19 protein-coding genes are annotated in these 22,685 nt (G+C 70.6%); 14 read left to right on the forward strand and 5 right to left on the reverse strand.

Features of this window, described 5'->3' with window-relative positions:
• The first annotated feature begins 1 nt into the window (after position 1).
• Both pntB and AB0G32_RS13180 read left to right on the forward strand, forming a co-directional pair.
• A complete protein-coding gene (pntB, locus tag AB0G32_RS13175) occupies positions 2 to 1,441 on the forward strand; it encodes a Re/Si-specific NAD(P)(+) transhydrogenase subunit beta (RefSeq protein ID WP_361162148.1) in 1,440 nt (479 codons plus the stop codon).
• Positions 1,442 to 1,489: 48 nt separating this feature from the next.
• On the forward strand, positions 1,490 to 1,684 hold the full coding sequence (locus tag AB0G32_RS13180; RefSeq protein WP_361162149.1) for a hypothetical protein: 195 nt from the start codon (positions 1,490 to 1,492) through the stop codon (positions 1,682 to 1,684).
• A gap of 42 nt (positions 1,685 to 1,726) precedes the next feature.
• Here AB0G32_RS13180 and AB0G32_RS13185 read toward each other — a convergent pair whose 3' ends face one another.
• Positions 1,727 to 2,584 carry a mycofactocin-coupled SDR family oxidoreductase gene (locus AB0G32_RS13185; RefSeq protein WP_361162150.1) on the reverse strand — a complete coding sequence of 286 codons (858 nt, stop codon included), beginning with the start codon at positions 2,582 to 2,584 and terminating at the stop codon, positions 1,727 to 1,729.
• Between the two features lie 63 nt (positions 2,585 to 2,647).
• On the reverse strand, positions 2,648 to 4,186 hold the full coding sequence (locus tag AB0G32_RS13190; protein WP_361162152.1) for an aldehyde dehydrogenase: 1,539 nt from the start codon (positions 4,184 to 4,186) through the stop codon (positions 2,648 to 2,650).
• Positions 4,187 to 4,686: 500 nt separating this feature from the next.
• Here AB0G32_RS13190 and AB0G32_RS13195 point away from each other — a divergent pair, with 500 nt between their 5' ends.
• The 3 genes from AB0G32_RS13195 to AB0G32_RS13205 all read left to right on the forward strand — a co-directional run bounded on the left by AB0G32_RS13195 (position 4,687) and on the right by AB0G32_RS13205 (position 7,372).
• Entirely contained in the window at positions 4,687 to 6,147 is a 1,461-nt protein-coding gene (locus AB0G32_RS13195; RefSeq protein WP_361162154.1) for an MFS transporter, read from the forward strand.
• A gap of 539 nt (positions 6,148 to 6,686) precedes the next feature.
• Entirely contained in the window at positions 6,687 to 7,022 is a 336-nt protein-coding gene (locus AB0G32_RS13200) for a hypothetical protein (RefSeq protein WP_361162156.1), read from the forward strand.
• 11 nt (positions 7,023 to 7,033) lie between these two features.
• Positions 7,034 to 7,372: a hypothetical protein gene (locus AB0G32_RS13205; RefSeq protein WP_361162158.1), complete on the forward strand. Its 339-nt coding sequence runs from the start codon at positions 7,034 to 7,036 to the stop codon at positions 7,370 to 7,372.
• 185 nt (positions 7,373 to 7,557) lie between these two features.
• Here the strand turns inward: AB0G32_RS13205 and AB0G32_RS13210 are convergent, their stop codons facing one another.
• Positions 7,558 to 8,376, reverse strand: a complete 819-nt coding sequence (locus tag AB0G32_RS13210; RefSeq protein ID WP_361162160.1) for an IclR family transcriptional regulator — start codon at positions 8,374 to 8,376, stop codon at positions 7,558 to 7,560.
• Positions 8,377 to 8,677: 301 nt separating this feature from the next.
• On the reverse strand, positions 8,678 to 10,042 hold the full coding sequence (locus AB0G32_RS13215) for an FAD-dependent oxidoreductase (RefSeq protein WP_361162162.1): 1,365 nt from the start codon (positions 10,040 to 10,042) through the stop codon (positions 8,678 to 8,680).
• A 537-nt stretch (positions 10,043 to 10,579) separates the two neighbouring features.
• On the opposite strand from AB0G32_RS13215, the gene AB0G32_RS13220 reads away from it, so the two are divergent.
• The 3 genes from AB0G32_RS13220 to AB0G32_RS13230 all read left to right on the forward strand — a co-directional run bounded on the left by AB0G32_RS13220 (position 10,580) and on the right by AB0G32_RS13230 (position 12,985).
• Positions 10,580 to 11,335 (forward strand): SDR family NAD(P)-dependent oxidoreductase, encoded by a 756-nt coding sequence (locus AB0G32_RS13220; protein ID WP_361162164.1) that lies wholly within the window; start codon positions 10,580 to 10,582, stop codon positions 11,333 to 11,335.
• 4 nt (positions 11,336 to 11,339) lie between these two features.
• Complete coding sequence (locus tag AB0G32_RS13225; RefSeq protein WP_361162166.1) at positions 11,340 to 11,948, forward strand: carboxymuconolactone decarboxylase family protein; 609 nt, start codon at positions 11,340 to 11,342, stop codon at positions 11,946 to 11,948.
• A gap of 329 nt (positions 11,949 to 12,277) precedes the next feature.
• A complete protein-coding gene (locus AB0G32_RS13230; RefSeq protein WP_361162168.1) occupies positions 12,278 to 12,985 on the forward strand; it encodes a TetR family transcriptional regulator in 708 nt (235 codons plus the stop codon).
• A gap of 584 nt (positions 12,986 to 13,569) precedes the next feature.
• Here AB0G32_RS13230 and AB0G32_RS13235 read toward each other — a convergent pair.
• Positions 13,570 to 14,517 carry an SDR family NAD(P)-dependent oxidoreductase gene (locus AB0G32_RS13235; protein ID WP_361162170.1) on the reverse strand — a complete coding sequence of 316 codons (948 nt, stop codon included), beginning with the start codon at positions 14,515 to 14,517 and terminating at the stop codon, positions 13,570 to 13,572.
• 186 nt (positions 14,518 to 14,703) lie between these two features.
• Here AB0G32_RS13235 and AB0G32_RS13240 point away from each other — a divergent pair, with 186 nt between their 5' ends.
• From AB0G32_RS13240 to AB0G32_RS13265, 6 genes are all read left to right on the forward strand, one after another.
• Complete coding sequence (locus AB0G32_RS13240; RefSeq protein ID WP_361162172.1) at positions 14,704 to 16,344, forward strand: NAD(P)/FAD-dependent oxidoreductase; 1,641 nt, start codon at positions 14,704 to 14,706, stop codon at positions 16,342 to 16,344.
• 287 nt (positions 16,345 to 16,631) lie between these two features.
• Entirely contained in the window at positions 16,632 to 17,837 is a 1,206-nt protein-coding gene (locus tag AB0G32_RS13245) for an SGNH/GDSL hydrolase family protein (RefSeq protein WP_361162174.1), read from the forward strand.
• A gap of 180 nt (positions 17,838 to 18,017) precedes the next feature.
• Complete coding sequence (locus AB0G32_RS13250) at positions 18,018 to 18,788, forward strand: glucose 1-dehydrogenase (protein ID WP_361162176.1); 771 nt, start codon at positions 18,018 to 18,020, stop codon at positions 18,786 to 18,788.
• A gap of 297 nt (positions 18,789 to 19,085) precedes the next feature.
• On the forward strand, positions 19,086 to 19,508 hold the full coding sequence (locus AB0G32_RS13255) for an IclR family transcriptional regulator C-terminal domain-containing protein (RefSeq protein ID WP_361162178.1): 423 nt from the start codon (positions 19,086 to 19,088) through the stop codon (positions 19,506 to 19,508).
• 410 nt (positions 19,509 to 19,918) lie between these two features.
• Positions 19,919 to 20,764: a mycofactocin-coupled SDR family oxidoreductase gene (locus tag AB0G32_RS13260; protein WP_361162180.1), complete on the forward strand. Its 846-nt coding sequence runs from the start codon at positions 19,919 to 19,921 to the stop codon at positions 20,762 to 20,764.
• Positions 20,765 to 20,987: 223 nt separating this feature from the next.
• Positions 20,988 to 22,589 (forward strand): FAD-dependent oxidoreductase, encoded by a 1,602-nt coding sequence (locus AB0G32_RS13265; RefSeq protein ID WP_361162182.1) that lies wholly within the window; start codon positions 20,988 to 20,990, stop codon positions 22,587 to 22,589.
• Positions 22,590 to 22,685: the final 96 nt, after the last annotated feature.

The raw sequence follows: 22,685 nt of genomic DNA on the forward strand, positions 1-22,685 counted from the left end.
CGTGTCCGTAACCTCGATCGCCACCGCGGCCTACCTCGCCGCCGCCCTCCTGTTCATCCTGTCGCTCGCCGGACTGAGCAAGCACGAGACCGCCCGACAGGGCTGGACCTACGGCGTCGCCGGCATGACGGTCGCCCTGGCGGCCACCATCGCCCTGACCGTGCACGACAGCACCGTCCGCGGCACCACCCTGCTGGTCGTGGTCCCCGCACTCGTCGTCGGCGGCGCGGTCGGCCTCTGGCGGGCACGCGTCGTGCGGATGACCGGAATGCCCGAGCTGATCGCCCTGCTGCACTCGTTCGTCGGTCTGGCCGCCGTCCTGGTCGGCTGGGCCTCGTACGTCGAGGTCGAGCGCCACGGCCTCGCCGGGGCCGAGGGGTCGCTGCTGCGCATCCACCACGCGGAGGTGTTCATCGGCATCTTCATCGGTGCCGTCACCTTCACCGGCTCGATCGTCGCCAACCTCAAGCTGAGCGCGCGCATCAAGTCCGCCCCTCTGGTGCTGCCGGGGAAGAACGCCCTCAACCTGGCGGCGCTGGTGCTCTTCGCCGCACTCACCGTCGTCTTCGTGGTCCGTCCCGCCCTGTGGTCGATCACGGCCGTGACGGTCGTCGCGCTGCTCTTCGGCTGGCACCTGGTGGCGTCGATCGGCGGCGGCGACATGCCCGTCGTGGTGTCGATGCTGAACAGCTACTCGGGCTGGGCCGCGGCCGCGAGCGGATTCCTGCTCAACAACGACCTGCTCATCGTCACCGGCGCGCTCGTCGGATCCTCCGGCGCCTACCTGTCGTACATCATGTGCAAGGCCATGAACCGTTCGTTCTTCTCGGTCATCGGCGGCGGCTTCGGCATCGAGGCGCCCCGAGGCGACGACGACGGCGCCCAGGGCGAGCACCGGGAGACCTCCGCCGCGGAGACCGCGGAACTGCTGGCCCGCGCCTCGCGCGTGGTGATCACCCCCGGCTACGGCATGGCGGTGGCCCAGGCGCAGTATCCGGTGGCCGAGTTGACCCGGCTGCTGCGAGAGCGGGGCGTGGAGGTGCGCTTCGGCATCCACCCGGTGGCGGGCCGGCTGCCGGGACACATGAACGTCCTGCTGGCCGAGGCCAAGGTGCCCTACGACATCGTGCTGGAGATGGACGAGATCAACGACGACTTCGCCGACACCGACGTCGTCCTGGTCATCGGCGCCAACGACACCGTCAACCCGGCCGCCGACGACGACCCGAGCAGCCCCATCGCCGGCATGCCGGTGCTGCGGGTGTGGGAGGCCGCGCACGTCGTCGTCTTCAAGCGGTCCATGGCCAGCGGCTACGCCGGCGTGCAGAACCCGCTGTTCTTCCGCGAGAACACGGCGATGCTCTTCGGCGACGCCAAGGCCGGTGTCGACGAGATCGTCGGCGCGCTGGCCGCCGTGCGCCCCGAACTCGCCGCCGTCTAGGACCTCTCCGCCGGGAAGGTACGGCGAAGCCGCCGGGCTCCGGGCCGGGTGAAGGCGGACCCGCCCCGGCACGCCGAGTGGCGCCGACTGCTGGGCGCGGAGTTCTCACCCAGGGCGACGATGGTCGCCCAGGAGGCGGAGGTCCGGCAGGCCGCGACGGAACTCGTCGACGAACGGGTGGACGGCGGATGCCCGCTGCTTCGTGTCGCCGTGCTGCGCCGAAGGGGCGGGTGCCTCGCGTGAACCGCACGCGAGACACCCGCCCCTGTTGCCGGCACGGTTCCGTCAGGAAGGCACCCCGGCGTCCAGCGTCGAGAGCAACTGGCCGCCGTCGAGTTTGAGCTGCTGTCCGGTGACCCACCGCGACTCGTCCGAGGCGAAGTACAGGACGGCCGCGGAGATCTCCTCGACCGAGAGCCACGGCACGCCCATCGGGGACTTCGTCTCCAGGGACGGGATCATTTCCTCCCGGGTCGGGTTCTCCAGGTCCGGGCGGAACGCGTGGTACATGAACTCGTTGTCCATCATCCTGGTGTCGACGTTCGTCGGGTGGACGACGTTGACCCGGATCCTCTGGTCGGCGTAGATGCTCGCGAGGTCGTGCCCCAGTCGGGCCACGTGGCGCTTGGAGTGCGCGTAGCCGAGACCGCCCGCGCCAGTGATGTCGACGGAGCCCTTGAGCAGCGCCGCTGTCGATCCGGTGAGGATGATCGAGGCGCCGGGCCCCAGGTGCGGTGCCGCGGCGGCGGTCGTGTTGACCACGCCGACCATGTTCACCTGGACGACGTCGAAGAAGGCCTGCGGCGTGTTCGAACCCATGGTCAGGATGCCGGCCTGGGCGACGACCACGTCCAGCTTGCCGAGCTCCTGGACGCCGGCGTCGATGGCCGACTGGAGCTGCGACAGCACACGGACGTCGGCCTGCCGGGCGACGATGCGGCGGCCCTGGGCCTCGACCAGCCGGACCGTCTCGGCGAGGTCCTCCTTGGTGGCCATCGAGTAGGGCGCGGTGTCGATGTCCTCCAGGAGGTCGACGGCGATGATGTCCGCGCCCTCCTCGGCCAGACGAACTGCGTGGCTGCGGCCCTGACCCCGCGCCGCACCCGTGATGAGGGCGACCTTGCCCTCGACGCGTCCCGACATGAATCTCTCCTGGTTGTCGATAACGAGGCGAACACCCGTGCGATCGCCAGTGGTGCGGGGACCTCAGTGGCTCTGCGAGTACTCGCTCGGGATCTCGTCGAGGATCAACGTCTTCGACTCGAGGTAGGGGAGCAGGCCGTCCCGCCCGCCCTCGCGACCCACTCCGGACTGCTTGAAGCCGCCGAATCCCATGCGGGGATCGGTCCGGTAGCCGTTGTGCCCGACCGTGCCGGCGCGGATGCGGCGGGCCACGTGATGGGCGCGGTCGGCGTCGTTGGTGAACACGGTGGCGTTGAGCCCGAAGACGGTCTCGTTGGCCAGTGCCACCGCGTGCTCCTCGTTGTCCGCCGGAATGACGCTGAGGACGGGACCGAAGATCTCCTCCTGCGCGATGGTCGAGGTGTTGTCGACTCCCGCGAAGACGGTCGGCTCGATGTAGAAGCCCCGGTCGAACCCGGTCGGACGGCTGCCGCCGGTGACCAGGCGGGCGCCCTCGGCCGTGCCCTTGGCGATGTACTCCTCCACCCGGTCGCGCTGGCGCTCCATGGCGAGAGGGCCGAGCTGGGCGTCGGGGTCGAAGGGGTCCCCGAGGCGGGCGGCGGCGAAGGAGGCGCCGAGCGCCTCGGCGAACTCGTCGTGGCGGTGACGGCTGACGATGATCCGGGTCAGGGACGAACACACCTGCCCGTTCAGCGTGCACTCGGCGGCCGCGAGCGTCCTGGCCGCCTCCTCGATGCCGTAGTCGTCGAGGATCACGGCGGGCGACTTCCCGCCGAGTTCCAGGGTGTAGCGGGCCACGCGGTTGCCGCAGAGACTCGCGATACGTCGGCCGGCGGCGCTGGAGCCGGTGAAGGCGATCTTGTCCACGCGAGGGTCGCGGACCAGCGCCTCGGAGACCTCGCGGTCCGCGCAGAGGACGTTGAGCACGCCGGCCGGCAGCCCGATCTCCTCGGCGACCTCGGCGAGCACGTAGGCCTCGCCCGGCGCCTCGGGCGGGGCCTTCAGCACGACGGTGCAGCCCGCCAGCAGCGCGGGAGCGACCTTGTACGCGGCCAGCGACATCGGGGTGTTCCAGGCGACGATCGCGCCCACCACGCCGACCGGTTCGCGGACCACGGCGGCGAAGCCGCCCTGGGCCGACTCGTGCCGGACCGTGAAGGGGAAGTCGGCGGCCAGGTCCGCGTAGTAGTCGTAGTGCGCGCCCACCCGCTCGATGGACGCGCGCGACATGGAGTGGAGCACGCCGACCTGCCGCGTCCACAGCAGGCTCGCGTCGGCCGCCCGGCGGCGCAGCCCGTCGGCGATCCGGCGCAGCCACTCGGCACGCTCCGAGGGGGTCAGCAGTGGCCAGTCGGAGTGGTCGAAGGCGCGCCGCGCGGCGGCGACGGCGCGCGCCATGTCGTCGCCGTCGGCCAGCGCGGCGCTGTAGTAGTGCTCCTCCGTCGCGGGATCGACGATGTCGAAGGCGGCCGCGGAGGCCGGTTCGACCCACCGTCCGTCGATGAAGAAACGGTCCGGGTGCCGCAGGGGCAGGGGCTGGTCCCGGAAGGAGGAAGCCGGGGCCGACCGGGTGTCGGGGGTACTGCTGGGGTGGCTGGACAAGCAAGCCTCCGTGATCCGGACCGCGGGCAGAGGCTCGCGGGCGTCAGTAAGGGGAGAGGCATGGAGACCGTTGAACGGAACGTTCGTTGCCTTATGCGGTCCAGTCAGCATCTTCCTGCGCGCTACGGACTGTCAAGGGTCTGGTCACGGGTCATTGGGGGAGTGGCGGGCCAGGGCTTCGCCGGACGGGCGGACGTCGACACCGGACGGCATCAGCAGGGACGATCCTCCGATGTTTCGCACGATCAGCGGAGTTCCCGTGGGGGTGCGTGGCGGAAAAGGGCGGGGCGAAAACCGCTCGGACTGTGCGTGCAGACCTCTTGACGGGCCTTGATGGCCGGATCACACTCGGGACGCTGTAGCGATCGAGTGTCCCCTTCAACGGAACGCAAAGGGGAAGGTGGCGTGCTCTCGCCAGTTCTCCCGTCGCCCAGCCACCCCGTACTCGCAGGCTCCGGATGAAAGAGGCAATGATGCCGCCCATCACCCCAGGAGAGGACGTGCGTCCCGCGCGTCCCGTCCCGTTCGTCATCGGGATCCTGATTCTGGCCGCAATAGTCAGCTCCTTCGAAGCCACCATGATGTACACAGCCCTGCCGGACATCATCCGGGAGTTCCGCGCGACCCCTGGGGACGCCGGATGGGTCCTCACCGGATTCCTGCTGGTCGGCGCGGTGTCGGCGGCCATCAGCGGTCGTCTCGGTGACGCCTTCGGCCGTCGTAACGTCATGATCGTCGTCTTGGCGGCCTCCATCGTCGGTTCCGTCGTGAGCCTGGCGTCGGACAGCCTCGGCGGGCTCATCGCCGGACGTTCCATCCAGGGACTCGCCGGCGGTCTGGTGCCGCTGTGCGTCGGCATCCTGCGCGAGACCCTTCCCCGGCAGAACCTGCCCGTCGCCGTCGCGGTCGTCGCCGGCGCCGCGATGTGGGGCGGTGCGGCCGGCAACGTGGTCGCGGGCAACATCGTCGACGCCTGGGGCTGGCACCAGGTGTTCGTGGTCGCCGCGGCCCTGGCGGCCGTCACCACGGTCGGCGCCTGCATGCTCCCTCGGCCCACCGTGAGGACGAGGATCGAGCGGGTCGACTGGCTCGGGGGTGTGCTGTTCGCGCCGGGTATCGCGCTCGCTCTCTACGGCGTCAACGAGAGCAGCACCTGGGGCTGGTCGAACGGCAAGACCCTCGGTTGCATACTCGGCGGCGTCGCGATCCTCGTCCTGTGGACGCTGTGGGAACTGCGCGTCGACAAACCACTGATCAACATCCGCTTCTTCTTCGACCGCAAGCTCGGTCTCACCCTCGTCGCGACAGCACTCGTCTCCTTCGGCACGCTGGGCGTCTCCGGCTTCGTGGGCCAGCTGATCTGGCAGAGCCCGGACTCGGCGCCGGTCGGCCTCGGGCTCAGCGCCGGTACCGCCGGTGACCTCTCCTTCGGGATCGGCCTGATCGGTTTCGCGCTGTCGCCGCTCAGCGGGCGCATCTCACGCAACGGCCGGGCCCGCAACGCCCTGCTCGTGGGCACTGTCCTCAGCATCGCGGCGGCGGTCCTGTCCGCCGTGCTGCTGGGCACCGTGGTCGGCTTCGTCATCGCGCAGATCGTGCTGACCGGTGCGACCGGCTTCCTGCTCAGCTCGCTGCCGAACATGGTGGTCGAGAGCGTGCCCGACGAGAACACCAGCGAGGCACAGGGCGTGTACATGGTCACCCAGACCGCGTTCTCGGGTGTGGGTACGTCGATCGGCACCGTGCTGCTGTCCCACCACCTGGTGGCCGGCACCCCGTTCAGTGCCCGGTCCGGCTACACCGAGCTGTTCACGATGGTGGGCGTGGCCGCGGCCGCCGCCATGGTCGTGACCCTCTTCATCCGGCGCGGTGAGCGCACCGGGCCGGAGGACGACGCCCGGCGCGCGGCCAGAGCGGAGGGACTGGCGGACGCCGTGGCCATCACCCCCGAGACCATCTGATCCGGTCCGCGGCCCGACGTCCGCGACCCTGTCCGTGCTTCCGCCGGCCGATGCCGTCCGAGCGGGACCGCGGACAGGGCCGCTGCCGGCGGATCCGGCGGACGGTCGTGCGAGGAGACCGATTCTTGAACGAGCCCGATCCCCAGTTCCACGTTCGCATGCCGTACCACCCCCGCATTCACGTGCCGGGTCTCGAGGAGGCCGAGGACTTCCTCGCCCGCGTCTTCGGCAGGCCGAGCGTCAACTTCGCGGTGGTCATGCCGAAGCCGCCGGGGCCGGGGCCCGCGCGCCACCTCACCGGGGGTGTGCAGCGATTCCCGGACGTCGGCACTCCCCGCCCGCGGAGCACCGGCTGGTGTCGACGGCGTCAAGGCGCTGTACGGGACTCTCCGCGCGCGGGGCTTCCGGCTGGTGGACGCGCACGACGACCCCCTGACGGCCGAGGAGTGGCCGGGCGGCCCGTCGCCGTTCCACACCGCGGCCGAGGAGAGCGATCCGCTCGGCATCCAACGGCCCGCCCGGCACACGGTCCTGACGACGTGTCCGCAGCGTGTTTCGACCTCATCGCCGACGTGCTCGGCGGCGAGGTTGTGCGCGAGGGGTACGAGGAACTGCGCGCGGTGGGCGGCCCGTTTGCCATACTCGCGGGCACCGTCCTCCACTTCGCGACTCCCGCGGCCGGTGCGGACGCCGAGGTGGGTCCGGTCCCGGCCACCTACCATGCGATCACGTGGAAGGTGGCCGACCTGGACCGCGTGGCCAAGCACCTCACCTTCCAAGGCGTGCGTATCGCGCGCCGGTCGGACACCGCTGTCGTGACCGACCCGACCACGAGCCTCGGGATCCCCTGGGGCTTCACCACCGTCTCCACCTGAGGAGTCATCACATGACCGACACCACGACGCAGCCCGAGCGCGAGATCCTCCTGGCGCTCACCAACGCGGTGGAGGGCAGGGAGGACGAGTTCCGGGACTGGTACTGGGGGACCCACATCCCCGAGATCCTCGCGCTCCCCGGCTTCCTCTCGGCGCGCCGCTACCGGGCGACGGGCCCCGACGCGGGCGCGCCCCACCGCTACGTGACGCTCTACGAGGTGGAGGGGTCCGCGGAGGAGGCGCGTACCGCCCTCTTCACGGCTGGCCTGAGTTCCAGCGACGCGCTCGACGTCTCGTCCGTGGTGATGCTGCCGCTGGCACAGGGAGCGGACGTGTCCATCGGGTCGTAGGACGACGACTCAGCGGTCTGCCGGCGCCTCGCGGCGTGTTCCTGTCCCGTCGGGCGGTTCCGCGGAGGCGGGCCGGGGCGGAAGCGGCCGCGCTCACCCGCCCTGAACCCGGACGCGGCGGTGGCCGGTACGCAGTCGCGTACCGGCCACCGCCGCCGTTGTCGTCGCGGGAGCACGCTCCGCCGTCACTGACCGCCGGCCGGGTTCTCGACACCGGTGAACCGCCGGGTGAGGCGCTCCGCCGCGGCCTTCACCAGCTCGATGAACTCCGATGTGGTCGCCGCGTTGAAACGGCTCTCGGGGATGGTGATGCCGACGTCGCCGATGACCGAGCCTCCCGGGCCGAGCACGGGGGAGGCGATGGCGATGGCTCCGTCGATGCGTTCGCCGTGGGACAGGGCGTAGCCGTCCTGCCGGACCTGGGCCAGCCGTTCCGCGAGCCGTTTCGGGTCGACCACTGTTCGTGCGGTGAGCGCCTCCAGGTCGGTTCGGGCGATCTCGGTCTGCACCTCGGAGGGCAGGAAGGCGAGGATCGCCAGGCCGCTCGCTCCGGCGTGCAGGGGCAGCCAGACGCCGCAGGGGACCGTGTAGCGCAGCGGGTGCGACGTCTCCACGGACAGCGCGAACATCATCTCGCGACGCTGGTCGTTGTAGATCGCGAAGAACGAGGACTCACCGCTGCGCCCGGTCAGGTCCTCCAGGATGTCGTTGGCCGCCTCGCGCAGCGGGAAACGGGTGGTCGTCGTCCAGGCCAGCCGCAGGAACTCCATGCCGAGCCGGTAGCTTCCCGCAGGAGTGCGGGACACCATGCCCAGTTCCTCCAGATCGCTGAGGAGCCGGTGGGCGGTGCTGGCGCTGACGCCAAGACGATTGCCCAACTCCCTGACGCCGTAGGTCTGTTTGCCGCCGTCGACCATGGCGGTGATAATCTCGAATCCTCTGGCCAGGGGATGTCGCTGACGATCGGGTGTGGCCGCCGTCGAACCGTTTGCCTGCGTCTCCACGCTGTGCTCCTCACTGCTCGCCGACCGGGACAACGGCTGGGGTCCTCGGCGAAGCGGTCGAGCATGCATTCCGTTCAGCCGAATTACGGTTCTCTTGTAGCAAACATTATCAGCAGGCACCTGCCGCTCGGTGCTGGCGTGTTCATGATTTCCGCGTCGATGCGAGGCCGGTGCCCCGACGTGCAGAGCATAGGGCGGTGCGGTCGCGGACGGCCGTCCCGGCGGACTCCGGGCGAGTGGAGGAGGGGGGCGTGGTTCCCGGACGGCACGCGCGCCGCCCGGGAACCACGCCCCCGCCTGCTCAGCTGGCCGGAAGGGCCGTCCCGGTGTCCGCGGCCGTCCGCTCCTGGGTGATGCCGGCCGCGGCGAGCAGCGCGGTCCTGCTGTGCAGCTTGACGCGGTTGCGACCCGTCTCCAGCCCGAGTGCGCCCTCCGCGGTCTCGATGGCCTGCCATCGTTTCCAGTCGACCACTGCCACGCCGCGCGAACGAAGCAGGCTGTCGACATCCTCGGAATCCGTGCTGCGGGCGGGTACGGACGCCAGGTCGGCCAGAACGGCGGCCGAGGTCTCGCTCGCGCACAGCCTGTTGGTCCCGATCACACCGCTCGGCCCGCGCTTGGCCCACCCGACCACGTACAGGCCCGGCACCGTCACGTCGCCGTCCAGCACGCGCGAGTCACGGTGCGGGACGGTACCGGTGGCGTCGTCGAACGGGACGCCGGCCAGGGGAGCACTGCGGTACCCCACCGCGGGCAGCGCCAGGCCGGTGGCGAGTTGCTCCACCCGCGTGGGGTCGGAGGTGCGGGCGAGCGAGATGCCGCTGAGGGTGCCCTGCCCGGTGAATTCCAGCGGCGTCCGGTCGAAGAGGAGGCGGACCGAGCGCGCCCGGTGGGCTGCCGGACGCTCGGCGATCTTCTCCAGGGCCGCAAATACCCGCCTCGCTGCCGGACGCCCGGACAGGACGGCCTCCCGTTCCGGCGTCAGACGCAGGTCCGCGGGGTCGACGACGAGGTCCGCGCCCTCGACGTTCGACAGCTCCAGCAGTTCCTTGAGCGTGAACCTGGCGGCTTCCGGCCCGCGCCGCCCCACGACGCAGACCTCGCGCACGGAGTGGCCGGCCAGGGCATCGACGACGTGCTCGGGCACATCGGTGCGCCGCAGCTCGTCGGGGGTGCGGACCAGCATGCGCGCCACGTCGAGGGCGACGTTTCCGACGCCGATCACCACGGCCCGCTCGGTGGAGAGAACGGACGGGTCGAAAGAAGCATCCGGATGGCCGCTGTACCAGGAGACGAAGTTGCGGGCGGCGATCACGCCGCCGAGTTCCTCGCCGGGCAGGCCGAGCCGGCGGTCGAGAGGCGCCCCGTGGGCGATGATGACGGCGTCGTAGTGCCGCCGTATTTCCTCCACGGTAATGTCGGCGCCCACCGTCACGTTGCCGAGGAACCGGACGCGCTCCTGCTCGAAGACCTCGGACAGGGAGGCGATGATCGACTTGATCTTCTGATGGTCGGGTGCCACGCCGTACCGCACCAGCCCGAAGGGTGCGGGAAGCCTCTCGAAGACGTCTACGCCCCCGTCGAACGCGGGATCCTCGGCGAGGATCTGGGCGCAGAAGACCCCGGCCGGGCCGGAGCCGACGACCGCGACGCGAGGTGGACTCATCGTCGCACCGCCTTCGTGCGGGGCGCGTTGCCGCGGAGGCGGGTGCGGGAGGTCCGGCGGTGCCGGCGCTCGTTCCCGACGTCCGGGCGCACCGGAGTCAGTGCGAAGGTCACGTCATCTCCCTGGGGTTTCTCGGCACGGGGTCCCGCCGGAGCGCACGGCGCGGAGGGGCGGCCCCGATGATCGGCGGCTCCTGTTGTCCCGGATGCAGAGTCCTTGACCTGCAGCAAACCCGTACAACGGAACACATGATTCCTTCAGTGGAGTCTTGTGTGCAGTGTGCGGAGTGTCAAGACGCCGGATCGCCGCAGGTGCCGTCACGGCGTGTTCGGAGGTCGTCGAGGGAGATGTCGCCGGAGTGGTGTCCAGCACCCGGTCCGCGTCCCAAGGGGTTGACACCATCCTTTTCCGGCGGAGAAGCTGAGCCTGCCATCGCAAACGGAACGACTGTTCTTGTAAATGGAACGGTTGGCTAGGACGAGGACGCGATCCCATGACACAGAGTCAGGCTGCTCGAACCCGTCGACGGGAGCGCCCGTGACCGCGGGAGGACGGGTCGCGGTCGTCACGGGCGGCGGCGCGGGAATAGGCCGGGCGATCGCCGAGCGTCTGGCGGACGACGGTTTCAAGGTGGCGGTCATCGACATCGACGCCGCCGCGACGGACGACACGGCGTCGTCCATCGGCAAGGCGGGAGGGACGGCCCGCGCCTACCGGGCCGACGTGAGCGACCGCGGCCAGGTCGACTCGGCGCTCGCCGCGATCCGGACCGACCTGGGTCCGGTGGCCGTGGTGGTGGCCAACGCCGCGATCGCGCGGCAGCAGCCATTCCTCGACATGACCGCCGAGCAGTGGGACCGGACCCTGGCAATCAACCTGACCGGGACCTTCAACGTCGTGCAGTCGGCCCTGTCCGACCTGGTCGGCGCCGGCTGGGGCCGCGTCGTGCTGATCTCCTCCTCCAGCGCCCAGCGCGGGGCACCACGCATGGCCCACTATGCCGCCTCGAAGGGCGGGCAGATGGGTTTGGCCAAGGCTCTCGCCGTGGAGTTCGCCAAGGCGGGTGTGACGGTGAACACCGTCGCCCCTTCCTCGATCGACACTCCGAGCGTCCGCAAGAAGCGCGAGACGGGCGCCATACCGTCGGCCGAGGAGATGGCGAAGTTCATCCCCGTCGGCAGGACGGGGACCGGCGAGGACATCGCCGCAGCCGTCTCCTATCTGGTTTCGGACGAGGCGTCGTACGTGACGGGACAGACCGTCAGCGTCAACGGCGGCTCCTTCATCGGGTGATCATATGAGTGAGTCACGTATTCCGCCCCGCCCCGTCGACGACTGGAACGACGACGTCGACGACGCGTTCTCCGCGCTGCGGGCCCACGTCCCCAACGCCCCCGCACCGGACGCCGACGCCCCCGCTGTCCGCCCCCGGTCGAACATCCTCGGCATCTACGCGTGGCACCCCGACTTCGTGCGCGGGTGGATGCCGTTCTCCAATCATCTGCGCAACTCGACGCTGTCGGACAGGGTCCGGGAGATCGCCATCGTCCGCACCACCTGGCTCGGCTTCGGCGAGTACGAGTGGGCCCAGCACGTGCGCATGAGCAGGGCGGGCGGATGGCTGACCGACGCCGAGATCGACGGCCTGGCCGAGGGACCCGGCGCCGCCGTCTGGTCGAAGGCGGACGCTGCCGTCGTCAGGGCGGTGGACGAACTGGTGACTGCCAAGAACGTCACGGACTCAACCTGGGCCGCCCTGGAGGCGCAGTTCTCCCGGCAGCAGCTCATCGACTTCGTGTTCACCGTGGGCACCTACGACATGCACTGCACGTCGTTCAACGCCCTCGGCCTCCAGCTCGACCCCGGCATGGACGGGTTCCCCGACAGTCACCGGTCCGCGCAGTGAGCGGGGAGCAGCCGGGGACGCGAGCGGGGCTCCGGCAGGCGGGTCCTCACGTTCGGCGGGGGCGCCGGGTTCCACGCGCACAGCGGCTTCCTGGACGTTGAACTGCGCAACCCGGAGCTGTGGTTCACGGAGCACGGAACGGCTCTGCACATCCGTTCCGCCGACAGCACCTGTCCGGTGCTCGCGACAGCGATACCGGACGGCCCGGGCCGGACGACGGGACCGTCGCCGTCCTCACCGAGGAGGGAGCCGCGGTGTTCGGCGGCGTCTGTGCCCCGGGCACCGAGCCGGCCCCGCTCGTCCTTCGTGCACTGCTAGATTGAGAGGTCATGGCACAGACATCTCCCGAGCGGCCGGCGCGACGCCCCGGTCCGCGCTCCGGCGGGCAGCGCAACGCCCGCGGGGAAGAGACGCGGCAGCGGATTCTCGTGGCGGCCGAGCGTCTCTTCGCCGAGCACGGCATCTCCGCCGTACCGCTGCGGGACATCGGCGTCGCGGCCGGCCAGCGCAACCATGCCGCCGTGCAGTACCACTTCGGGGACCGTGAGGAAGTCGTCAAGGCGATCATGGAGTTCCGCGGAGCCGAGAGCGAGTCCGAGCGGGCCTCCATCGTCGCCGGACTGGCGGTCGCCGGAGGAGCGCCCACGGTCACCGACGTGGTGGGCGCCTTTGTGCGGCCCCTCGCCATCCACCTGCGGTCGGACAACCACTACTTGGCCTTCCTGTCGCTGTACATCACCGAGGCGGGCGGCTACGTCGGACTGGACGGGGTGCGTACCGGTCAGTCCGTCGCCACGTTGCGCGCCCTGCTGGACCGTCTCCTCCCCGGGCTTCCCGCGGAGGTGCTGGACGAGCGCTGGCTGACGGTGGAGACGAGTGCCGTGCACGCCCTGGCGCGGTACCACTCCGCCCTGCGCAAACGGATCCCGCTGGTCGCGACGACGGACGTCCTGGTCGGTGACCTGGTCACGTTTCTCGGCGCCGGGCTGGTGGCCACCCCCAACCCGGGCGACGTCTGGGGCACGCCCTCGCGCTGACCCTCCGGGAGCGGGCACCCCGGCTGTCGCGCCACGGTCGCCGACCTCGCTGCCCCCGGTCGCAGCAGGGAAGCATGTGGCCGCCGGCATCACGGAACTGGGGGAGGCCGTCGGCCTGGCGCGGGGCTGCGCAAGCTGTCACAGGCGCTGCTGGCCCGCTCGGTGTGTGCAGTGTGGTGTTCGTGTCGGTGGGTGTCACGGCAGACGGTCGTACTCCCGCCCGCTCCTCCGGCAGGACACACCGTCCGGCCGGGGGAGCGGGCGGGGTGCACGTGTGCGTCCCGGCCCCGGGTGGGGGTCGGCGTCGCGGCGGTGCGGGTGAGCGGCCGGCATATGGGCGCGTCGGTGTCACGTGGCGGACGAGCCGCGATGCGAAGGCGCCGACCCGGTAGGGCAGTGCCTCCCGGCATCGCCGGGGACACCCCTCATTCGTGCGGCACGGCCGGCGGAGACGGCGGTCCGGAGGGCGTCCCGTTCTCGCACCGACCGATTCTCGCACCGACCGAACCACCTGGTGCAGGCCGCGAGAGTGCGACGCGGCGGCGACGACTCAGGACGAACGCGCAACTTCCGGAGGTCTGCGCTCAGCGGCCGAGGTGGTCCATGAATTCCGCGGCCCAGGCGTACAGGTTCTCGGGCACCTGGTAGCCGGACTGGTCGTTGATCTCGTCCCAGTGCGCGGCGATCTCCTCGATGGTCGGAGCGCCGTCCGAGGGCGAGCGGTAGCCCGGGGTGACCCCGAGGAACCACCGCGCGAACCTCCTGGCTCCCGCCACCAGAATCTCGCCGTTGACCTGGCAGTCCTCGTGTGCGAGATAGCCGACCATCGGCGAGACCAGGTCCGTCCGCATGGCCTCCAGTCGCGCGTCGTCCATCTGCGTGGTCGTGATGTTCGGCTTCGTCGACGTGCTCGGCCGGGTGACCGCGTTGGGCGCGATGGAGTTGACCAGGATTCCGTGCGGTCCGGCGGCCTGGGCGAGGCTGCGGGTGAAGCCGATCAGTGCTCCCTTGGCGGTGGCGTAGGCGAGGTTGTCCGGGAGGCCGAACATGCCGGTCGACGTCGTCGTCACCACCCGGCCGTAGCCCTGTTCGACCATGTACGGCCACGCGGCCCGGGTGGTGTGCCACGTACCGCGCACGTGGACGTCCAGGGTGCGTTCCAGATTCTCCGCGTCGGCCTCCGGGAACGTGGCGAAGCGGGAGATGCCGGCGTTGTTCACGACGATGTCGACACGTCCGAACTCCCGGACGGTGTGGTCGACGAGCGCGTGACACCCCTCCTCCCGGCCGACGTCGTTCGTGTCGGAGACGGCCGTGCCTCCCGCCGCGACGATCTCCCGGACGGCGTCGTTGGCCGGTCCTTCGTCCCGGCCGTCGCCCTCCTTGGTGCCGCCGAGGTCGTTGACGACGACCTTTGCGCCCCGCCGCGCCAGCAGCAGGGCGTGGGCCCGGCCCAGGCCGCGGCCGGCGCCGGTCACGATGGCGACGCGTCCGTCGAAACGGAGGTCGGAGTCGGGGTTCGTGGCGCTCATCATTCTCCTTTGAAGTGACGTCCCCGTATTTAATCACCACTGCTTATTTAGTTCAATGGTTGCGGAATCGCTAGGCACCTTGCCGCATCGGATGACGTCTCGGGGTGTTGTCAGTTTTCAGCACTTGTGCTTACATCCGGACTGGCTGCCGCGTGGGCAGCCCAGACCGATGGGGAGTGAGCCGGGATGACGGAGCGGGTCGGCAGTGACGTCGATGTCGAGGTGCTGGTGATCGGTGCCGGGGTGGTGGGCATCTACGCGCTCTACCGGGCGCTGGACGAGGGCTTCTCCGCCCAGACGCTCGAAGCGGGTGAGGGCGTCGGTGGTGTCTGGTACTGGAACCGCTACCCCGCCGCCCGCTTCGACTCCGAGAGCTACACGTACGGCTACCTGTTCTCGAAGGAACTGTTCGGCGACTGGCGCTGGAAGGAGGAGTTCGCGACCCAGCCCGAGATCGAGGACTACCTCAACCACGTCGTCGACCGCTTCGCCCTCCGCGAGCACATCCGCACAGGGGAGCGCGTCGTCTCGACGGTCTACGACGAGACGGCCAACTTGTGGGTGGTGACGACGGAGAAGGGCAGCGTCGTGCGCGCCCGCTGGGTGATCTCCGCGACGGGCGGTCTCTCCGTTCCGCACTACCCGGAGATCGACGGACTCGACGACTTCCGGGGCATCTCCCACCACACGGGCGCGTGGCCGCACACGCCGTTGGACTTCGCCGGGAAGCGCGTCGCCATCATCGGCAACGGGCCCAGCGGTGCCCAGCTCCTGCCCGCCATCGTGGACACCGTCGCGTCGGTGGACCTGTACCAGCGCACCCCCACCTGGACGACGCCGCTGAACAACGCGCCGATCACCGGCGAACGCCACAAGTGGCTCAACGACAACTACGAGCAGATCGTCAAGACGCTCACCACCTCGCCGTCCGGCTTCCTGCACGAGCCTGCGGGCAAGTTCTCGACGGCGGACTCGGCGGAAGAGCGGCAGGCCTTCTACGAGAAGATCTGGCTCAGCCCCGGCTTCGCCAAGCTCACGTCGAACTACTACGACATGACGACGAACCGCGAAGTCAACCTGGAGTTCTGCGAGTTCCTCGCCGACAAGATCCGTTCGATCGTCGAGGACCCGAGGACGGCCGAGCTGCTCATCCCCAAGGACCACCTCTTCGGCGCCAAGCGCCCGCCGTTCGTGAAGGACTACTACGAGTCCTTCAACAAGCCGAACGCCGGCCTCGTCTCGCTCCGGGAGACCCCGATCGTCCGCGTGGACGCCACCGGCATCGAGACCACCGAGACGCACCGGGATTACGACATCATCGTGTACGCCACCGGCTTCGACTTCGGTACAGGCGCGCTCACCCGCATGGGCGTCCGGGGGCGCCAGGGCCTCGACCTCTCCACCGACTGGGAGGACGGACCCTCCGACTTCGGCGGCTTCAGTGCGCACCTCCTGCCGAACTTCTTCTTCCCCGGCGGTCCGCACGGCGCGGGCGGTGGCAACTACCCCCGCTACTCGCAGGACCAGATCGACTGGGTCATCGACACGCTGCGGTACGCCCGTGAGCACGGGTACGACACCTTCGAACCGACGGCGGCGCAGCAGGACCAGTGGATGACCATGATCGAGACTCTGGCGCCGCAGTCGATCTTTTCCGCCGAACACAGCCACTACTACGGAGCCAACGTCCAGGGGAAGGTCCGCAAGTTCCTGCTCAACCCCGGTGGCCGGGGGAAGCTCCACGAGATCCTCGACGAGGCGTCCTCGACCGAGGACTACAACGGCGCGTTGTCCCGCTCGCGCCGGACCACGGACGCGGACGAGTAGACGCGGCCCTGGGGCGGACGACGAGCGCCGGGCCGCACAGACCTCCGTGAACCCCGTCATTGCTCCCCCCCCCGCCGTCGAGGGGACGGTCCGCGGAAGGTGGTGGTGACGGGTTTCTTGACGCCGGATGGAGCCATCTCGTTAAATAGTCAAATCCGTTAGGCAATTTAGATGAATCGAACGGAAGTGTTCAACGCCTCGGCCGAAGCCGCGGCCCAGCAGGCGCAGCCGCCACCGAGCCGTGGCCGTGTCAGGTTCCGCTGTCCGACTGGGAGGCTGACCCCCGAATGATCCGGGTCAAGACGGAACCGCTGCCGCGAGGCGTCCTGCCGTCCGTGTCGTGGGTCGCCACCGGTTCGCGGCTGCCGGTCCCGGCGTTCGGAAAACTGACGGTCGACACCCTCCGGGCGGCACGGGTGCCGGCCGGGGTCCGGCTCGCCTTCACCGGTACGGCGTCGGTGATCGAGTTGCTGTTGGAGACAGGGGAGTGGGCCAGTGTTCCCGCGCCCACCGTCCCCGATGCCTTGGTCATCCAGGTGCCGGGCCGGCCGCCCCGCCCGGTCGGCCTGCCGGCCGGACGCGGGACCGCGCGGCTGGAGTTCCCGGAGCGGAACCCGGCCGGTGTCGTGCGGGTGTACCTGCCCGAGGCGACCGGGATGGAGATCCTGGAACTCGCGGCCGACCGTCCGTTGGAGCCGGTGCCACGAGGCCCTCTGCGGGTGGTGTACGGCGGCTCCATCACCCGGCGATGGCCGGTCTCGACGCCCGGACCTGCCTGGCCGTCACGGGTCGCCGACGCCCTCGGGCTCGACTTGGTCGACCTCGGCTTCGCCGGCGCCGCCCGCGGTGAACTCCCGACCGCCGACGTCGTGGCCGTCTCGGGCGCCGACGCCGCGACGCTGGCCTGGGGAACCAACGGGCACTCGGCGTTTCCCACCAGCGCGGCCCGGATCGCCGAGACCATGAGGTTCTGCCTGACCACCGTGCGCGAGGGACTGCCCGTCGCGCCGATCACCGGTGAGCCCGATCGCTCACCCTCGTCCCGGGCCGCCATCTCGTCCCCGCAGCCCTGCTCGTGGACGGCATCCACCCCGGTGACGGCGGGCACCGCGACCTCGCGGCCGCCGTCGGCCCGCGGGTCGCCGCCGGACTCGTGCCGGGAACCGAACGCGTGCGGTCCGGCGTGCCGTGACACCCAACGACGGCGGGGCCAACGCCCGTACGCCGCAGGGGACGCGCGGGATGCCGCCACCGTCGCCTCCCCGACAGCCAGGCACCACCCGCGAGAGCCGCCGCACCAGGGCGGGGAAGGCAGTGAGATGAACGAGACGAGCGTGTTCCGGCTGGACGGCAGGGTGGCCGTGGTCACCGGCGGTGGCAGCGGCACCGGGCGGGCGACGGTGGAGGTGCCGGCCACGGCCGGTGCCCGGGCCGACTTCGCGACCGCCGGGACAGGCGCCTACGCCGCAGCGAAGAAGGGGCCGAGACCCTGACCCGTACCTCCGCCGTCGAACTGGGAACGCGCGGCCCCCGGGTCGACGGCGTGGCCCCCGGGTGGACGGACACCGGCATCACACGCCAACTTCTGTATCTCGCCTCCGACGCCGGCCGTTTCGTGACCGGACACGTGATCCGGGTCGACGGCGGCGCCTCCATGGCCTGAAGGGACGCTCATGTCAGGAAGACTGCAGGACAGGATTGCGCTGATCACGGGTTCCGCGCGCGGTCAAGGCGCCTGCGAGGCCGCCCTGTTCGCGCGGGAGGGGGCCCAGGTGATCGTCACCGATGTCCTGGACTCCGCGGGCGAGCGGACCGCGGCCGAGGTGAAGGGGCTCTACCTGCACCTCGACGTCACCTCCCTCGCCGACTGGGGCGCGGCGGCCGACGTGGTGCGGGAGCGGTTCGGGCGCCTCGACGTCCTGGTCAACAACGCCGGTGTCGCGCCCGCCCGGCTGGGCCGGGTGGACGAGACCGACGTCGAGGACCATCTCCGGCTCTTCGACGTCAACGTCCACGGCGCGTTCTACGGCATCCGCACCATGCTCCCCCTGCTGGAGGAGGGCCAGAACGCCTCGATCGTCAACGTGTCCTCGATCGACGGCCTGACCGGTGTCGGCTCGATGGCGAGCTACGTGGCGTCGAAGCACGCCCTGACCGGCCTCACCCGTTCCCTGGCGATCGATCTGGGGCCATTGGGAATCCGGGTCAACTCCCTGCACCCGGGGATCGTCGACACGCCGCTGGTCCGTTCGATCGGCGAGGCCCGGTCGGCGCGGCTGGCGCGCACGGTCGCCCGGCAGCCGCTGACCCGGATGGGCCGGCCGGAGGAGATCGCGGCCATGGCTCTCTTCCTCGCCTCCGACGAGTCCTCGTACTGCACCGGAGCCCGGTTCACCGCCGACGGCGGTCACCTCGCCGGCCCGTACCGAGAAGCCCCTGTCTAGCAACGGGGGCACCGCACCGGCCGGACCACGGAGGGCGTTCTGCCTCGCGCCGTCCGGCCCCACCCCACGCCAGTCCCTGCCGCACGCCTCCCCCGACCGGCCGGAGCGAGCCACGACGGCCGGTAACCACGGGCTCCCGCGCAGAGCGAGGTTGTCCCGCTACGCAGAGCCGACGAGATTCCCGGCAGGCATGGTCGACCGGGTAGTCATGATCCGGGGCGTCTTCGAACGGTCCACTCAGCAGTTGGTGAGTGCCCCGCTGCTGAACAGGGGCGACAACGATCACCGGCCCGTACTGTGCTCGACCAGGCGATCCTCGCCTACTCGCCCGAGGAGGCCGTGGACGAGTACCTCTGGAACGGGCTGAGCCGGCGTACGGGGACGAGCATCGCCGCTCCGCAGGCACTGCGGTCCGCCCTCGAAGGGATCCGCGGGTCCGGCTGCGCCACCGAAGTGGGCGAGGCCGCCCGCGCGGTGTCCCGCGTGGCCGCGCCCGTCCTCGCCCTGGACCGCGCGGTCGCCGGCATCTCGGTGTGCGGGCCGTGCGAACGCGTCCACGTGGATGACCTGGAGTTCCGTGCGAAGTGGAGCGCGGCCGAGATCTCCCGGCGTCTGCGGGCGGCTTCGCCCGGATCACGGCCTCACCCGCGCCCTTTGATCAGTGCTGTCCCGCTCAGTGGACACCTGCCGTCCGCCGTGGTGGCGCAGGTCGCACGATGAGTACGTGATGGACGAAGGGTGAAGACAGTGAACCCGCGACGGCCGGCCCCGCGCTCCAGGCCCAGTGCCGCATCGGCGGGCGCCGCGGCCGCGGTTGTCGGAGGACTGCGGACGTCACCAGGGAGGGCGAGCAGGCCTACGTCCGCAAGGTCGTCAAGGGCCCCGTCTGGCGCTGCTCGGCGGTGGCGGGTTCCTGCGGGATGCACGCCTGTGCGCTGGCACAACGAGGGCGATGCGAAGAGCCGTCCCAGCGAGAACGTCCACTTCCCGGGCACCTCCACGGCGAACTTCTCCACTTCGGAGGAGTGGAGGGGGCGCGGCGAGTTCCCCGAACTGAACCTCACCCCGGTGCCGAAGCATATGCCGAAGGTCCCGGCGGCGTCGCCGCCCGCGGACGAAGGGAGTGCACAATGACCAACACCGTTCCCGAGGCGCCCGTTCCGAGCGCCCCGAACGCACACCGTTTCCAGGGCAAGGTCGTCTTCGTCACCGGAGCGGCCCGCGGGCAGGGCCGCGCCGAGGCGGTGCGGTTCGCTGCGGAGGGCGCGGACATCATCGCGCTGGACATCTGCGAGGACCTGCCCACCACCGAGTACCCGGGGGCGACCGTCGAGGACCTCGCCGAGACCGCGCGCCTCGTCGAGAAGCTGGGCCGGCGCGTGCTCACCCACAAGGCGGACACCCGGGACTTCCCCGCCTTGCGTGACGCGCTCCAGGAGAGCGTCCGTGCACTGGGCCGGCTGGACGTCGTGGTGGCCAATGCCGGCATGACGACCTTCGCCCGTACCTGGGAGATCGAACCCGAGAACTGGCAGGCGACGCTCGACATCAACCTGACGGGCGCCTTCCACACCGTCAAGGCAGCCGTGCCGATCATGATCGAACAGGCGACCGGCGGAGCGATCGTCTTCACCAGCTCCGTCGCCGGGCTGCGCGGACTGCCGTTGCTCGCCGACTACGTGGCGGCCAAGCACGGGGTCACCGGACTGTCCAAGACCCTCGCCAACGAACTGGGCGAGTACCGGATCAGGGTCAACACCGTCCACCCGCACGGCGTGAACACCAAGTTGGTCCCGGGCATCCGTCCGGTCCTGGAGCAGGATCCCCAACTCGGCGCCTTCTTCCAGGGCGTTCTGCCCGACGGGATCAGCGAGGCGGAGGACATCGCGGCGGCCGTGGCCTGGATCGCCTCGGACGAGGCCCGGCACGTCACCGGCGTACAGCTGCCGGTGGATCTCGGCCGTACCAACCGCTGACCGCGACTCCACCGGCGCGTTTCGGTATCCCGATGACCGGAATCCGGCCAACCGGGGCGAGGGGACCCGGCTCACACTGTGCCTCGGACCGGCCGAGAGACCGGTGGCCCGCACGGGCGCGGGCCAGGTGGCAGCGGCAAGGGACGGCCGCCGTCGTCTCCGGGGTTCCGCCCGTGGCGCTTGCCGCGGGCGGAACCCCGACACGAACACGAGGAGGACAGCGATGGCCGCAGGGGAGACCTACGACCTTGTCGTCGTGGGATCGGGAGGGGGCGGGCTCGTCGGTGCCTACGTCGCCGCGTCGCGGGGGCTGCGCACACTGGTGATCGAGAAGACGGACCGGGTGGGCGGAACGACCGCCTACTCCGGAGCGGGACTCTGGTTCCCCGGGTCGGCCCCGCTGAAACGGGCGGGCGTCCAGGACGAGGACGCCGCCCGGGACTACCTGCGCGACGTCGTGGCCGACGACACCCGGGAGCATCTGCAGGACGCCTACCTCGAAGCCGGCCGGATGCTGATCGACGAGCTGGAGCGGAACCCCTGGTTCCAGTCCTTCGTGTACGGGCCGGTACCCGACTACTTCGCGTCGGCACCGGGCTCCTCACCGGCCGGCCGGACCATCTTCCCGCCGTCCGTCGCCGCCACCGACCTCGGGGAGCACGCCGCGCTGGTGCGGGACACGATCCCCACCGAGCGCTGGGGAGTCGAGCCGGCCCCGGTGCTCGACGGCGGCCGCGCGCTCGTCGGCAGGGCCCTGGCCGCCTTCCTGGAAACCGGCAAGGGGACGCTGCTCCTCGACACCCGTCTGGAGAGCCTGGTCGTGGAGGGGGACCGCGTCGTCGGCGTCACGGCGACGAGCGACGGCGAGGAGGTCACCTTCCGTGCCGGGCGGGGAGTGCTCCTGGCGGCGGGCGGCTTCGAACGCGACGCCGAACTGCGCAAGAAGCACCACGCCGTTCCGCTCGACGGCACATGGTCGAACGGGGCTCCCGGCAACACGGGAGACGCACTGCGGGCGGGCATCGCGGTGGGCGCGGCCACCGACCTCCTGGACGAGGCGTGGTTCGTGCCGGGTCTGGTCCAGCCGGACGGCCTCCCGGTGTTCTTCACGGGCACCCGCGGCGGCATCTGGGTCAACGCCGCCGGCGAGCGCTTCGTGAACGAGACCCGTCCCTACGACCAGGCGGGACACGAGCTCGTGCGGCTGCACGCGACCTCCGGCGTCTCCCACGTGCCGAGTCACTGGGTGTTCGACCAGCGGCAGCTCGACCGCGACGGTTTCGGCGGCGACCCCAGCCTGCCGCCGGATCCGGCCTGGTTCGAGTCGGGTGCCCTGACGAAGGCCGACTCCCTGGAGGAACTGGCGAAGCGGATCGACGTACCGTACGAGGCGCTGCGCGCGTCGGTCGACGAGTTCAACGGTTACGCCGCCACCGGCGTCGACGAGCGCTTTCACCGGGGCGAGACACCGTGGGACCGGATGCATCAGCAGATCGTGGGCTTCCCGGCAGGGCCCGTGATGAACTACCCGGCGACCGAAGTGCCCGGTTTTCCCCACCAGTTGCTGCTGCCGATCGACGCACCGCCTTACTACGCGGCGACGATCGTGCCCTCCGACATCGGGACCAAGGGCGGCCTGCGGACCGACGAGAACGCGCGGGTGCTGCGCGAGGACGGTGCGGCGATCCCCGGTCTCTACGCGGCGGGAAACACGGCCGCGGCCATGTCGGGCCGGGTGTATCCGGGCGCCGGGACGCCCATTGGCAGCAGCCTCGCCTTCGCCTACCGCGCCGTGGTGGATGTCGTGAGCAGGCCGACGGGGTAGCCCCCGGGGTCGAAGGTGCGCGGAAGGTCCGGCGGTGCGGGGCGCCCACCGGACCTCCTCCGGGCGGGCGGGGCGCGACCGGACGTCGGGGGATAG

This window comes from Streptomyces sp. NPDC023723 (assembly GCF_040639815.1).
Classification (GTDB): Bacteria; Actinomycetota; Actinomycetes; order Streptomycetales; family Streptomycetaceae; genus Streptomyces.

Coding starts and splice junctions, on each gene's coding strand:
- AB0G32_RS13185 (WP_361162150.1), bottom strand. CDS start 2,584: ATGTCGGGACGCGTCGAGGGCAAGGTCGCCCTCATCACGGGTGCGGCG.
- AB0G32_RS13205 (WP_361162158.1), top strand. CDS start 7,034: ATGACCGACACCACGACGCAGCCCGAGCGCGAGATCCTCCTGGCGCTC.
- AB0G32_RS13215 (WP_361162162.1), bottom strand. CDS start 10,042: ATGAGTCCACCTCGCGTCGCGGTCGTCGGCTCCGGCCCGGCCGGGGTC.
- AB0G32_RS13225 (WP_361162166.1), top strand. CDS start 11,340: ATGAGTGAGTCACGTATTCCGCCCCGCCCCGTCGACGACTGGAACGAC.
- AB0G32_RS13230 (WP_361162168.1), top strand. CDS start 12,278: ATGGCACAGACATCTCCCGAGCGGCCGGCGCGACGCCCCGGTCCGCGC.
- AB0G32_RS13235 (WP_361162170.1), bottom strand. CDS start 14,517: ATGAGCGCCACGAACCCCGACTCCGACCTCCGTTTCGACGGACGCGTC.
- AB0G32_RS13240 (WP_361162172.1), top strand. CDS start 14,704: ATGACGGAGCGGGTCGGCAGTGACGTCGATGTCGAGGTGCTGGTGATC.
- AB0G32_RS13245 (WP_361162174.1), top strand. CDS start 16,632: ATGATCCGGGTCAAGACGGAACCGCTGCCGCGAGGCGTCCTGCCGTCC.
- AB0G32_RS13250 (WP_361162176.1), top strand. CDS start 18,018: ATGTCAGGAAGACTGCAGGACAGGATTGCGCTGATCACGGGTTCCGCG.
- AB0G32_RS13260 (WP_361162180.1), top strand. CDS start 19,919: ATGACCAACACCGTTCCCGAGGCGCCCGTTCCGAGCGCCCCGAACGCA.
- AB0G32_RS13265 (WP_361162182.1), top strand. CDS start 20,988: ATGGCCGCAGGGGAGACCTACGACCTTGTCGTCGTGGGATCGGGAGGG.